The organism is uncultured Candidatus Puniceispirillum sp. (assembly GCF_963979125.1).
In the GTDB taxonomy this organism is placed as follows: domain Bacteria; phylum Pseudomonadota; class Alphaproteobacteria; order Puniceispirillales; family Puniceispirillaceae; genus Puniceispirillum.
Genome location: NZ_CAXBVX010000060.1, coordinates 1 through 12,788 on the forward strand (window position 1 = coordinate 1; position 12,788 = coordinate 12,788).

Annotated in this window: 13 protein-coding genes; 2 read left to right on the plus strand and 11 right to left on the minus strand. The window is 49.3% G+C overall.

Translation table 11 applies throughout. The features are described 5' to 3' along the window. Positions 1-79: 79 nt before the first annotated feature. The 10 genes from ABNT28_RS07115 to ABNT28_RS07160 form a co-directional block, all read right to left on the minus strand. Positions 80-817 (minus strand): SDR family NAD(P)-dependent oxidoreductase, encoded by a 738-nt coding sequence (locus ABNT28_RS07115; protein ID WP_332925299.1) that lies wholly within the window; start codon positions 815-817, stop codon positions 80-82. Positions 818-840: 23 nt separating this feature from the next. Beyond that, positions 841-1,272: a MaoC/PaaZ C-terminal domain-containing protein gene (locus tag ABNT28_RS07120; protein ID WP_332925300.1), complete on the minus strand. Its 432-nt coding sequence runs from the start codon at positions 1,270-1,272 to the stop codon at positions 841-843. 43 nt (positions 1,273-1,315) lie between these two features. Beyond that, a complete protein-coding gene (locus ABNT28_RS07125; protein WP_348721280.1) occupies positions 1,316-2,356 on the minus strand; it encodes a Gfo/Idh/MocA family oxidoreductase in 1,041 nt (346 codons plus the stop codon). Beyond that, the gene (locus ABNT28_RS07130) at positions 2,356-3,891 is read right to left on the minus strand and encodes a CoA-transferase (RefSeq protein ID WP_332925302.1); all 1,536 of its coding nucleotides are present in this window, start codon (positions 3,889-3,891) and stop codon (positions 2,356-2,358) included. Before ABNT28_RS07130 ends, ABNT28_RS07125 begins: the two co-directional genes overlap by 1 nt. A 45-nt stretch (positions 3,892-3,936) precedes the next feature. Beyond that, positions 3,937-5,106, minus strand: a complete 1,170-nt coding sequence (locus ABNT28_RS07135; protein ID WP_348721281.1) for an acyl-CoA dehydrogenase family protein — start codon at positions 5,104-5,106, stop codon at positions 3,937-3,939. Continuing rightward, on the minus strand, positions 5,106-5,912 hold the full coding sequence (locus tag ABNT28_RS07140) for an SDR family oxidoreductase (protein ID WP_348721283.1): 807 nt from the start codon (positions 5,910-5,912) through the stop codon (positions 5,106-5,108). Before ABNT28_RS07140 ends, ABNT28_RS07135 begins: the two co-directional genes overlap by 1 nt. 3 nt (positions 5,913-5,915) lie before the next feature. Beyond that, positions 5,916-6,860, minus strand: coding sequence for a ketopantoate reductase family protein (locus ABNT28_RS07145; protein WP_348721284.1), 945 nt, complete (start codon positions 6,858-6,860; stop codon positions 5,916-5,918). 4 nt (positions 6,861-6,864) lie between these two features. Then, positions 6,865-7,329, minus strand: coding sequence for a type II 3-dehydroquinate dehydratase (aroQ, locus tag ABNT28_RS07150; RefSeq protein WP_332925306.1), 465 nt, complete (start codon positions 7,327-7,329; stop codon positions 6,865-6,867). A gap of 12 nt (positions 7,330-7,341) precedes the next feature. Then, positions 7,342-8,136 carry a hydratase gene (locus tag ABNT28_RS07155; protein ID WP_332925307.1) on the minus strand — a complete coding sequence of 265 codons (795 nt, stop codon included), beginning with the start codon at positions 8,134-8,136 and terminating at the stop codon, positions 7,342-7,344. A gap of 246 nt (positions 8,137-8,382) precedes the next feature. Continuing rightward, a complete protein-coding gene (locus ABNT28_RS07160; RefSeq protein ID WP_332925308.1) occupies positions 8,383-9,414 on the minus strand; it encodes a LacI family DNA-binding transcriptional regulator in 1,032 nt (343 codons plus the stop codon). Between the two features lie 312 nt (positions 9,415-9,726). Here ABNT28_RS07160 and ABNT28_RS07165 point away from each other — a divergent pair, with 312 nt between their 5' ends. Then, on the plus strand, positions 9,727-10,881 hold the full coding sequence (locus ABNT28_RS07165) for a glycine cleavage T C-terminal barrel domain-containing protein (RefSeq protein ID WP_332925309.1): 1,155 nt from the start codon (positions 9,727-9,729) through the stop codon (positions 10,879-10,881). A gap of 67 nt (positions 10,882-10,948) precedes the next feature. Next, on the plus strand, positions 10,949-11,758 hold the full coding sequence (locus tag ABNT28_RS07170) for an enoyl-CoA hydratase (protein WP_332925310.1): 810 nt from the start codon (positions 10,949-10,951) through the stop codon (positions 11,756-11,758). A gap of 29 nt (positions 11,759-11,787) precedes the next feature. Here ABNT28_RS07170 and ABNT28_RS07175 read toward each other — a convergent pair whose 3' ends face one another. Beyond that, entirely contained in the window at positions 11,788-12,585 is a 798-nt protein-coding gene (locus ABNT28_RS07175) for a MurR/RpiR family transcriptional regulator (RefSeq protein WP_332925311.1), read from the minus strand. Between the last annotated feature and the right edge of the window lie 203 nt (positions 12,586-12,788).

The window sequence follows — 12,788 nt, forward strand, 5'->3', positions numbered from 1 at the left end:
TCGCATTGCTCGAGCAAGCAGACCTGATGAATGCAAATATCGGCCTTTGTTAGTGTGCGCATGGCGTTACCATATGGCGTTACCATGTTGCCCGCCCGCCAGTCACATCAAAAATCTGGCCGGTGGTGAAACTGCATTGTGGTGAGGCAATCCATGCCGCCATGGCGGCGACTTCCTGTGGTGTGCAAAAACGGCCCATTGGAATCCGGCTTTTCTTATCACTGATATAGTCTTGCGACATGCCGGTTAACAAATCGGTTTCGGTAATGACTGGCGCGATGCAGTTTACTGTGATTTCCGATGGTAATACTTCACGTGCCAGCCCTTTGACATAACCAACAAGTCCGGCTTTTGCTGCGCCGTAAGGGACCGCGCCCGGATTGCCTTCCTTGCCCGCGACCGATGACATCACGATGATCCGGCCTTTGCCTTTTGTTCGCAGATGCCTGAGAACCGGTTGTACCGACAAAAACACGCCGGTCAGGTCGATATCGATAACCTGTTGCCATTCTTCCAGCGAATAGTCCCATAATGGTTTGGTTGGGCCATTAATGCCGGCATTGGCGACGATCCCGTCAACATCACCCATTTCTGCTATGGTGGCGGCAAAGGCATCGGCGACACTGGTTTCATCACTGACATCAACAATCTGATAATCGGCGAATATCGAATTGTCTTTCATGCCAGTATCATCAAGATCCCAACCGCAAACACGTGCGCCAAGATTGTGAAAATAATCGCTAATGGCCAGCCCGATTCCGCGCGCTGCACCTGTCACGATGAATGTTTGTCCGGTCAGATCAAGCGGTCGTTGCATCTGTTCACTCCCTGGCGTTTAACCTAACTATTTGGTACCCACTGCAAAATATGATTGCCAACGGCGACTAACGCGTCATCCTGATTGGTGATTTCGATATCGCCAACTGACCGACGCCGTGTCGTATCAATTGACGTTATACGATAAACCAGCGAAACCGTATCGCCCAGAAAAACTGGCTTTAGAAAGCGTATCTTGTCATAGCCGACAGACACGGGCGTTTCATCAGCATCACGGCAATGCGCAATAATCATTGTTGAGACCGTTGACATAAAACCAACCATCAAGGCGCCATGTGCCATCAATCTTCCATAGGAAGATTTTTCCATATAGGATTTATTGACATGGTTTGGTGAGAAGTCTCCGGTAATGCCTGCAAACATATAAACATCGCTTTCTGACACCGTTTTACTGAAACGCGATTCATCACCAATTTTAACATAGAAATCATCCATCTCTATCTCTCCTGTCTAATGATCTTTACCCATTCATCTATAGCTATTGCGGCAAATTAATCCGCGTACCACTGGTTGCCGACTCCATGACGGCCAATGTTGCCATAAGTGATTTTGTAGCGTCGTCGGCGGTAATTCGTGGCTCTTCTTCGCCGCGCACAACCGCACATAGATGCGTGCATTGCGCCCGATAGGCGTCGATGAACTCAGTGGCAATTGGCGTATCGCTGATCACGTCGCCCCAATCACCTGGTGATGCATCATGCCGCCACAAAACCAGATTAGGAAATTCCAGCGCCGCATCTGCGCCCAGAAACCGCATGCTGTTCTGGCCGCTTTTTGGAAAACGGTCGCTTTCGCCAATGCCAAATTCCCATGTCCAGGGTGACGGTGTCCGGTCAGACAGCAAAAAGGTGCCCACCGCCTGATTGGCAAACCGCAGGCTGATGGCAACGGCATCTTCCTTGTCGAAATTCTGGTTATGGTTGGTGACTTCGGCAGATACAGAAACGATATCACCACAAATGTAGCGCAATAGATCCATCTCATGGATCAGATTCGTCAGTACAGGACCGGCCTTGGCATCCTTGCGCCAGTCTGGTTCATAATAAGGCGCGTTCTTTTTGGCGTTCCACTGGCCAGTCATGCCAATAAGCTGGCCTAATACACCATCGGCAATCATCTGTTTGGCTTTATGAGCGCAAGGATAGTAACGCCGTTGATGCCCCACCAGAACATGCAGATTATGCTGGGTTGAATAGGCGATGATCTGGTCAGCTTCTGCCACTGTGGCGGTAATGGGCTTTTCGATTAGCAGATGCACGCCTGCCTGCATACAAGCCATCGCATCGTCAAGATGCCGTTCGGTTGGCGTGGCAATGATAATCGCTTCGGCACCACTTTTTGCGGCCATTTCACCAGCACTTGCATAGATAGGCACGCCGCATGAGGCCGCATAATCTGCTGCCGCTGGCGACGGGTCGGCAATAGCAACCAGTTCACCTTGCGGTGTATGGTCAAGCGCATCAATATGGCGCTTGCCAATGACGCCAGCACCGACGAGACCAATTTTGACGGGGGACATTATAAAGTCTCCATAAAAAATGATGTATCCATGATCTTTAAAGTATCGGCGATAAGCGGGGTGAATGACATTTTGTCCAGAATATCGTTTTGCAGATCAATGCCGGGTGCAATCTCAATCAAACAGACGCCTGACCTGGTTAGTTGGAACACGGCACGCTCAGTCACATATAAAATATCCTGTTTCTGACTTAGCGCCTGTGATCCCGAAAAGGTAATCTGGTCAACATTCTGTTTGAATTTGCCAATTTTGCCAGCGCTGATAACTGACAATGTGCCATCGCCAACGGCCAGCTTTGTGCCGCCAGTATCAAAGGTGCCGCAGAATACGACTTTTGCTGCATTTTGCGCGATGTCAATAAAGCCACCTGGCCCCACCGTATTACCTGCCAGCTTGGAAACATTGACATTACCTTGTGCATCAATTTCGCCAAAGCCAAGAAAGGCAATGTCGAGTCCGCCCCCCGAATAGAAATCAAATTGTGATGGACCATCAATCATGGAGCTGGGGTTCAGCGCATAACCAAACAGGTCGCCATCCAGCAAGGTGCCACCATAGGTGCCATGTTCGATAGTCTGGTAATAGCGCCCTTCAGCATGTTCGGCAGTAACAATTTTGGCCACTTGGTCGGGAATACCAAACCCGTAATTAACCACCGCGCCATCATGCAGTTCAGTACGTGCCCGACGTGCAATCACCATGCGCGCCGAAAAGGCCGGCATGTCACGCGGAACATCAGGGTTTGTTTTCTGGCCTGATACAGCCGCGTCATAGATCAATTCATAGCCCTGTCTTTGTTCGGCATCAATTACCACCGCATCAACCAATGCCGATGGGATGCGTACTTCACGCGCGGGCAAGCTGCCACGTGCCACTTTGCGTTTGACCTGAAAGATGACCTTGCCACCGCTATTATGCGCTGCTGCTGCCATCGCATAGATGTCTAGGTTTGCGGGTTCTTCTTCCAGCGAGATATTGCCATCTTCATCAGCAACGGATCCCCGAAGTAATGCCACATCAACGGGTATCGGCAGATAGCGCAGATAATCTTTACCATCGATTGACATGACCTCGACCAGATCATCCTGTGCGGCATTATTCATATGCCCCCCCTCAAGGCGGGGGTCAACAAAGGTGCCAAGGCCGACATGTGTAATCAATCCCGGGCGTCCGGCGGCCACTTCGCGCATTAATTGCATCATCACGCCGCCAGGCAGGACATAGGCTTCGATTTCGTTATGACGCGCCATCTCCTGCATGCGTGGTGACCAAACCCAATGGCCGCCAATCACGCGGCGGGTCATGCCTTTATGAGCAAAGCGGTTCATCCCGCGGCTGTCACGATCACCAATACCAAGCGCATGAATACAGGTCAGTCCATTTGGATGGCCGTTATTCAAAAAGCGTTTTTCGACTGCCGCGTGCAGACTTGTCGCCTCAACCAGTCCGCCCCCTCCGCCAATCAAGCCGATTGTGGCATTGTCCGGGATTAGGTCTGCGGCCTGGTCTGCCGAAATGAATTTATTATCACCCATTATTCAGTTCCGTTGTTAACGATCATTATCCACATTCCGTATTACCTATTCGATATTGTATAAGGATGTGTCGCCTTTCATCAGGCTTTTTGCCATGACCACACGATGAATTTCTGATGCGCCGTCATAAATCCGGTAAATGCGGGCATCACGGTAATAGCGTTCAATGGGCAGGTCGCGGCAATAGCCCATGCCGCCAAAAATCTGTACAGCACGATCCACCACATGCCCCAGCATTTCGGCAGCCTGGACTTTCAGCATTGAAATGCTGGCACGTGGATCTTCACCCTGATCGATCCGGCTTGCTGTTTGCCATAAAGCCAGCCGTGTTGCGTTAATGTCCATTGCCGAATCTGCCAGCATTTGCTGAATCATCTGGAATGTGCCGATCTGGGCGCCAAATTGTTTACGGTCTTGGGCATGTTCCAGCATCTTGTCCATGACATGCGTTGCTTTGCCAGTTGCACGCGCGGCTACCTGTGCCAGCCTGACCCGCCCCAATGTTGCCAATGCCATTTTCAATCCCTTGCCTTCGAGACCAAGTAGATGCGTGTTCGATAACCGCACATCGTCAAAGCTCATTTCGACATGCGAGGTGCCACGTAATCCCATCATCGGTTGATCGCGGCCAATAGTGAAACCGGACATGCCTTTCTCGACGATAAAGGTGGAAATACCGTTATATCCAGCCTCAGGGTCAGTCACCGCCGTGACCACAAAAAAGTCCGAATAAAGCCCATCCGAAATGAAATGCTTGGCACCGTTTAAAATCCAATCATCGCCATCACGCACAGCTCGTGTCTTGATGCTGGCGGCATCTGATCCGGCGGCTGGTTCGGTAAAGGCGACTGAACAGGTGCGCAAACCCTGAACAGTTGGCAAAAGATAGGTCTCAATCTGTTCAGCGTTCCCTTCAAGCAAGATTTCATACACATTGCCAAAGGCCCGCCGGATCAAAATGTCACTGGTATAGCCATATTGTTCTTCGGCCAGCATCCAGTCCAAAACCGACAAACCGCCACCACCATATTTGGTTGGAATATTGACAGCATAGAGACCTAGATCACGTGACTTCTGCTGTATCTCGGCAGCAATATCATCGGCCAGATAGCCTTGTGACTCAACTGTCTCTTCAAGTGGCATCAATTCACGTTTCACAAAATCGCGAATGGTACGCACAAGAAGTCGTTGTTGGTCATCCAGCATAAAATGCATTAGAAATATCCCTTTGTTGCCCCACCATCGACACTTATGCCAGTGCCTTGAATATGGCGGGCTTCGTCCTGACAAAGATAATGCACCAGACTGGCAACATCATCAGGTTGACCAAGACGGCGGATACCCTCGGCTTGCATCCGTTCGGCGCGCACATCATCGACAGCTTTGCCTTCATCGCGGGCGCGTGTTTCCAGTAGCTTCTGCAAGCGTTCAGTTTCGGTTTGACCTGGATTGATCCAGTTGACATTGACATCGTCCATATTGCCTTGTCCAGCCAACGCCTTGGTATAGTTGGCCAATGCCGCATTGACCGCACCGCCAACCATAAAGCCGGCATCGGGCGTTCTTGATGCCCCGCCAATAATCATGATCGCGGTACCATGCGCCGCTTTCAGCATCGGCCAAAATAACCGTGACATACGCACACCAGCATGAAATTTAAGCGCAAAACCATCGATGAAATCGTCATCAGATTGCGCGGGGAAAACACCCCCTTTGGTCGCGCCTGCGCTATGCACAAAAATATCACATGTATCATAATGTGATTGATAGGCCGCAAAGGCACTTTCACATCCTTCTAATGTTCGCAGATCGGCGGCGTGCGTCGCCACTGTGCCAGCGATATTGTCCTTGGCCTGTGCCAGATTTTTGGCATTTGACCCCAGAATCATAATGTCGGCACCGCTGAGGGCAAGCTTTTTGGCGATTGCCAAACCGATGCCACGTGACCCGCCAGTGATGATGGCTCTCTTGCCTGTCAGTGTTGTTTTATTGTTAGATTGTCCGCTATCAGATTGCGTCATAGCCTATCCTTTCACGTAATGTGTTTCGATGCCCTTAACGAGGCCATATAAAGTATGCAGTGTTGGTACATTCAGATTGGCCTTTTTGGCTAGTGCCAATGGCCGGCCATAAATAAATTCAAGCTCACTTTGCCTTTGAGCAAGTATATCCAGACATAAAGATGATTTGTTGTCGCCAGTTCCGCCTGGTTGGGTCATCATTTTCAGCCCCGCGATAACCTCATTCTTATCCAGATTTACGTGCTGTGATTGGGCGATGCTGATCGCTTCGTCAAGGCCGCGGTAACATAGATCATGTAAGGCCTCTATATTGAGTATCTCGGTACTGGTCAGATTGGTAATACCAGATACCGCGCTCATGGTCAGATTGCCGATCAGCTTTTTCCAAATATCAGCATTTATATCTGCGCTTGGCTTAGTTTCCAGTCCGGCGGCGGTAAAGGCCGTGGCAATGGCATCAACACGTGGGGAAATGCCGCCCTGCATTTCGCCAATATAGGTTGGTACGCGGTCAAAATCCTGAATATGGCCAGCACCTAGACGCGCGCCAGCCATTGATGTCAGACCGCCAAGCACGTTGTCTGTTCCCAAAATCTCGCCCAGAATATCCTCATTTCCCAGCCCATTCTGGAAACTGATGAATACTGTGTTCTGCTTTGCCAGATGTTTCATGTTTTCGGCGGCAGTTCGGGTTGATGTGCCTTTGCATTGCACCAATACAATATCTATATCATCGATGTTTTTGGGCGAGGTGACAGCACGCATAACGCGGGTACGTTCACCGCCCAGTCCGGAAATTTTAAGCCCCTGTTTCTGAATTGCCGCCACATGTGCTTCGTCATGATCGACCAGCGTTACATCCATGCCGCCTTCATCCAGAATCATGCCAAATAGCGCGCCCATGCCGCCAGCACCCATTACCATTACTTTTGTTTGTGTTTTGACCATCTGACTACCCCCTAGATACCGGATTAAGCAAACCACCGACCGCCTGAATGCCAAGTAGGTACGAATTGAAGCCAAAGCCCACAATGGCGCCATCACACACAGGCGAGATCGTGCTGATCTGGCGAAAGGCTTCACGCTTAAAATTCTTTGATAGATGCACTTCGACCTTGGGGCCATCAAATAGTGCCAAGGCATCACGAATGGCATAGGACGTATGCGTATAGGCGGCGGCATTTATAACGATGGCACGTGTACTATGGCTGGCTTGCTGTAGTTGGGTGATTAATGCACCTTCGCTATTTGACTGAAACCAGTCTAGCGTCAGTCCAAGACTATCTGCTTTTTCACGGCTGGCAGTTTCAATTTCCCCCATTGTCATATTGCCATAGATATGTGGTTCACGCGTACCCAGCATGTTCAGATTAGGACCATTCAAAACCAGAATATCTGCTTTTATGTTATCTGCCATGCCATTCACTTTCTAAAAGGCCAACTCGATCACGCCAAGCGTGCCAAAATCAGCGTGAACGTTGCTACCAGCCGCAAAAGGCTGGGGTACGGTTGCTGCGCCAGTTGACAGAAAGTCGCCCGCATTCATGCAAATATGGCGGTTTGCCAGATGATTGACCAGATCAGCGGCGGCTTGTGCTGGCACACAGCGCATATCGCCAAGAAAATTTTCTGCTGGTGCCCTATCATCAACGCGCAAGGTGATAATGTGGTTTTGAAAGTCCAGATCGCGCCAGTCATGAATTGGGTCGCCAAATACAAACCCCATGCCACCACCATTATCAGCAATCGTTAGAAGTGAATTTTGTGCTTTGCTGGCACCTTCGACCTGATAACGGTTGCCGATAATTTCAATTGCAGGGTGCATTGTCATGATCTCGGCCATTTCTTCGGCACGCCAAGGTGTACCCCGCAAGGTGGGCGTTTCGGTCAGGCGAAAGGCAAATTCGGTTTCGGCGCGCGCTTTTGGAAAACGGGAAATGGGCAACTTCATATGTGTGCCGACATAACAGGTCGAAGCTATAATTCGCCCGGGAATGACATCATCATGCCCGTCCAATGCACGCATACGGGCGCTGGTGGCACCAACTTTCCACCCTACCAGATTTTCACCAAGCGCGTCGAACATGCGGTCCTGTACATAATAGGCCTCAATGCGGTTTTCCGGAAATTGGTGAGGCTCTAACTTTATGGGCGATGATGGGTCTGGCCATTTATCAGCAAGCATGTCTGCCAGCGCAGCAAGCTTGGTGTTATTATTGCTCATATCGTTAACTCTCCGTTGCGATCAGCAAAGCAATAACTAAGCCGAATAGAACAGTCAAAAAATGATGAAAAATCATCATGAGGTCAGATTTATTGGTTCCTTCCGTTTTTTGGGTTACATGTCGTGGTCGGAATGATGCTTTGTAATCCGCGATCATCTATCGGCTTTCGTTTCGCTATAGCCGGATGATGCTTTGTAATCCGCGATCATCTATCGGCTTTCGTTTCGCTAAAGCCGGATGATGCTTTAAAAATAGGTTTCGGGAATGTTGTCCGAGGTGAAAATCTGGAAATCAACCAGCTCATTAATGCTTTCGGACGCCATGCCATGATGCGCCGATATGATTTCAATAGCGCGCAGAACCTGACGTGCGGGGTTCGAATCAATCACGATGTCGATCAACCCTGATCGTAGATGTGTGATTGTTTGACTATCAAGATCATGGACGATTTTAACAAAATCAAAGCGCTGTTTTTCGCCCTGCGTGCTTTTGATCAGCATTTCCAGCATATCGTCATTGGTTGTCGAATAAAGCGCTCTGATATTTGTATTTTGCAGCACTGTATTACGTATTTTCGATAAGGTGTGATCAAGTATCGGTTCACGCTTGATGATGACCAATTGATTCTGTTTATCCATAGCATTGAAAAATTCAGTAAATCCGCCAAACCGGTCTTGCAATGACTGGGCGTGTTTTTCAGGTGCGATGACCAATACTTGTCCACCGCCGCGACAAATGGCTTCGCAAAGTTTTGCTGCTGACTGGCCAGCGCCAATGTCATTGATACCAACATGCGAATGCCGGTTGCTGTGCAGAATATCGGTGCTGATGGTCAAGACAGGTACAATGCCTGCCAATGCGTCAATTTGCGTGGCAATATCGGGATGGTTGTTGCCATATATAATTATACCATCTCGATAACCAGCGATATCGCGCAGATGCGCCGCCAGCTTGTCGGGTGCATCATCCTCAATATGTGTGCGATAGACAGTAACCGGAATGTTCGCAAAGCTGGTTGCCATCTGAAAGGCTTTGGCCAGCCGATCATAATAAGCAGAATGTTTACGTGCCAAGACCGCCTCAATGCGCAAAGTCCGTTGATCAATTTCGGGCAAAACACGCCGTGTTCCCAGCGTTCGTGCACTATCTAATACTTTTTTCATGGTTTTGAGGCTGACGCCGCCGCGTTCATTCAAAACGCGGTCAACCGTTGCGGTGCCAACACCAGCGTGACGGGCAATATCTTCGAAACGGTTGTTTTTAGATTTTGGTTCCATACAACTGATCATTACCAATAGCTTGATCAAAAACAATCATTTTATGTCAGGCTTTGATCTGAATGAACTTCAACACTTGGCTTTTACCGATATGCGCATCTCAAATATGCCGTCACGTAAGCAGATGAATAAACGGATTGGCGGTGGGTGTGAATAACTGTTATCACCCTACATTTTGAAATGAAATAGGACGCCCGTAAGCTATTTATACCTGATGGTGGCGTATATCACATCAAAAGGCATACCATCTTTAAAAACGGTATGATGAATTTATTGTGACCTTTATGTAGACTGTGACAAGGACGGCAAGCCATGGCGAAAAATACCCAAAATACTGACGCAGTAGGATTTGGTACCCAGATCCGCAAATCACCTTATTTTGATGCAACAATGCGGTGGGGCGCGGCGGGCTTTTCGGTTTATAACCATATGTATATACCGCGTGATTTTGGCGATCCGGTGCAGAATTTCTGGAACCTGGTCAATGACGCGATCCTTTGTGATGTTGCGGTTGAACGCCAGGTTGAAATCACCGGGCCGGATGCGGCGCGCTTTGTCCAATTGTTGAGCCCGCGTGATATATCTAAATGCGCTGTTGGCCAATGCAAATATGTGATCCTGACCAATGATAAAGGTGGCGTCCTGAATGATCCGGTGATGTTACGACTTGGCGAAAATCATTTCTGGTTTTCACTGGCTGATAGCGACATTCTGTTCTGGGCACAGGGCGTTGCGGTCAATGCCAACATGGATGTGACGATCACCGAGCCAGATGTGTCCCCGCTTCAGTTGCAGGGGCCAAAGTCTGGCGAAATTGCCCATGCTTTGTTTGGTGATGCGGTTGCTGATTTACGCTATTACTGGCTGACCGAGCTTGAATTTGAGGGCATTCCGCTGGTGGTATCGCGAACCGGATGGTCAAGCGAACTTGGCTATGAAATTTATCTGCGTGATGGCTCAAAAGGCGACCAGCTATGGGAAGCGATCATGCAGGCTGGCGCGCCGTTTGGTCTGAAGCCAGGTCATACATCGTCAATTCGCCGGATCGAGGGTGGCATGTTGTCCTATCATGCCGATATGGACATCGATACCAATCCATTTGAACTGGGTCTTGATCGTTTGATTGATTTGGATATGGACGCAGATTTTATTGGCAAGACGGCATTAACAACAATTCGCCAGCAAGGCGTTACCCGCAAGCAGGTAGGTCTGATCATTGATGGTGCGCCTTTTGCGGCCTCAAATACAACCTTTTGGCCAGTTGAAAGCGATGGGCAGGTGATCGGCAAGGTTACCTCGGCTATCTATTCACCTCGATTGGATCAGAATATAGCTCTGGCGATGCTGGATAGTGCGTATGCTGATAACGGCACCCGCGCTTTTGCTGAAACATCAGTTGGCCGTTTGCCCGTTACGGTTGTGCCGAAACCGTTTTACGATCCAAAAAAACAACTGGCGTCATCCTAGGGCTTGGATATGATGTTTGAATGTTGTGCGCTATTATGCATGGCGTCACCAAATAGGGGGCAATGACATGATAGATGCTGGCAAGGATGAAATTCTGTTATCCGAACTGTCCGATACAGGAGTGCTACGTCTTACACTGAATGATTCGGCGCGCCGTAATGCTTTGTCTGAAAAAATGCTGGCTACTATTCAGTCCACGCTGGATGCGGCGGCAGTAAATCCGTCAATACGCGTGATTGTGCTGGCATCGAATGGTCCTGCCTTTTGCGCTGGACATGATCTGAAAGAGCTGACTGCTGGGCGGGCGGCCGCTGATGGCGGTAAAGCTTATTTTGCCTCTATTATGACGCAATGCTCGACGATGATGCAGACGATCGTGCGTCATCCAAAGCCGGTGATTGCCGAAGTGCGGGGTATCGCGACCGCTGCCGGATGCCAGCTTGTTGCTAGTTGTGATCTGGCCTATGCTGCCGCCGATGCAAAATTTAGCACCCCCGGTGTCAATATCGGCCTGTTCTGTTCGACACCAATGGTGGCCTTGTCGCGGAATGTTGCCCCAAAATTTGCTATGGAAATGTTGCTGACGGGCGAAATGCATAGTGCCGCCCGCGCTGCCGAAATCGGTCTGTTAAATGCGGCGGTTGCCGAAGATAAATTGACCGAAGCCGTGATGGCAGTTGCAACAAAAATTGCTGGCAAATCAAGCATGACGTTGGAAACTGGCAAGCGCGCCTTTTATGAGCAGGCAGAAATGACGTTGTCAGACGCCTATGATTATGCCGCTGGTGTCATGGTTGATAACATGCTCAAGCGGGATGCCGAAGAAGGCGTTAATGCCTTTCTGGAAAAGCGCCATGCTGTCTGGAATGACAAGTAGCTATATCATCAGGATAATATCCAATAGGCCTACCAATAGCCCTTGATTGCGGTTATGCGTGAACCAAAATAGGCAATCCGCGCATCGGCATCATCACCAAGCATGTCAAAGCTGGTTTCCAGTATATCTTCAATGGTAGAAATCATCGGCGCCATTTCAAAAAGCCGTTTGGTTTTTGAAATTGGCACATCAATCACCAGATCGGCATAATCGCCATAGGGCGATAATATATCATCGGTAATCGCAACCGTTGGGATGTTCAGTGACCGCGCCGCCTGCACAAGACGAACCGTTTCGCTTGAATAGGGGGTTGTCGAAAAGGTAATCAATGTATCGGCAGGCGACATTTGTGCCAGATCCTGAGCCGAAGCCAGACCCGACTCGGTCATCAAATGAAAATTGTCAAACACCATCCGCCCCATATAACTCATATAGCTTGCAAATGCTTGCGCACTGCGAAAGCCAGCAATATGTACCCTGCGTGATGTGTGGATACGTGCGGCGACTTTGTAAATTTGTGCTTGTGTCTTGGCACTCCGATGCGTTTTGGGCGTATCGCTATTGACGTTATCATCGGCGGCTGATGATTTCGTGGCTGTCGGATATAAATCTGCGCGAACGGCGGTCTGAAACGCGGGATAGCCCGAAAAGCCCCATTTGCGTGTCAGGCGAATGATCGACAGTGGCGATACATCGGTCAGGGTAGCAAGATCGCGGATGCTTTGGAACGGAATATCAGCAAGCCCCCGAATAATTACCGCGCTTGCTTTTTGAAGGGTACGGCTCAAGCCAGCATGTTGTTGTTTTAGATCGTCATGTAGTCCCATGTGATGATCCTATGCAAGGCTGAGATATACCGCAAGTCTAAATTGTTACAATTGTAACATATATATTAGAAATATAACAAACGTTTTACATCCTATCCAGATATGCTACCACTAGAAGAGTGTAACCTTATCTAGGGAGAAGAACATGGAACTAAGGAAAATTATTGCGGGCGGCCTTGTCGCTTCATTTGCCGGATTTGGCA

What these genes read in the sequence shown, in the direction of transcription:
- ABNT28_RS07115 (WP_332925299.1), bottom strand. Translation starts at nt 817, where the DNA reads ATGCAACGACCGCTTGATCTGACCGGACAAACATTCATCGTGACAGGT.
- ABNT28_RS07120 (WP_332925300.1), bottom strand. Translation starts at nt 1,272, where the DNA reads ATGGATGATTTCTATGTTAAAATTGGTGATGAATCGCGTTTCAGTAAA.
- ABNT28_RS07125 (WP_348721280.1), bottom strand. Translation starts at nt 2,356, where the DNA reads ATGTCCCCCGTCAAAATTGGTCTCGTCGGTGCTGGCGTCATTGGCAAG.
- ABNT28_RS07130 (WP_332925302.1), bottom strand. Translation starts at nt 3,891, where the DNA reads ATGGGTGATAATAAATTCATTTCGGCAGACCAGGCCGCAGACCTAATC.
- ABNT28_RS07135 (WP_348721281.1), bottom strand. Translation starts at nt 5,106, where the DNA reads ATGCATTTTATGCTGGATGACCAACAACGACTTCTTGTGCGTACCATT.
- ABNT28_RS07140 (WP_348721283.1), bottom strand. Translation starts at nt 5,912, where the DNA reads ATGACGCAATCTGATAGCGGACAATCTAACAATAAAACAACACTGACA.
- ABNT28_RS07145 (WP_348721284.1), bottom strand. Translation starts at nt 6,860, where the DNA reads ATGGTCAAAACACAAACAAAAGTAATGGTAATGGGTGCTGGCGGCATG.
- aroQ (WP_332925306.1), bottom strand. Translation starts at nt 7,329, where the DNA reads ATGGCAGATAACATAAAAGCAGATATTCTGGTTTTGAATGGTCCTAAT.
- ABNT28_RS07155 (WP_332925307.1), bottom strand. Translation starts at nt 8,136, where the DNA reads ATGAGCAATAATAACACCAAGCTTGCTGCGCTGGCAGACATGCTTGCT.
- ABNT28_RS07160 (WP_332925308.1), bottom strand. Translation starts at nt 9,414, where the DNA reads ATGGAACCAAAATCTAAAAACAACCGTTTCGAAGATATTGCCCGTCAC.
- ABNT28_RS07165 (WP_332925309.1), top strand. Translation starts at nt 9,727, where the DNA reads ATGGCGAAAAATACCCAAAATACTGACGCAGTAGGATTTGGTACCCAG.
- ABNT28_RS07170 (WP_332925310.1), top strand. Translation starts at nt 10,949, where the DNA reads ATGATAGATGCTGGCAAGGATGAAATTCTGTTATCCGAACTGTCCGAT.
- ABNT28_RS07175 (WP_332925311.1), bottom strand. Translation starts at nt 12,585, where the DNA reads ATGGGACTACATGACGATCTAAAACAACAACATGCTGGCTTGAGCCGT.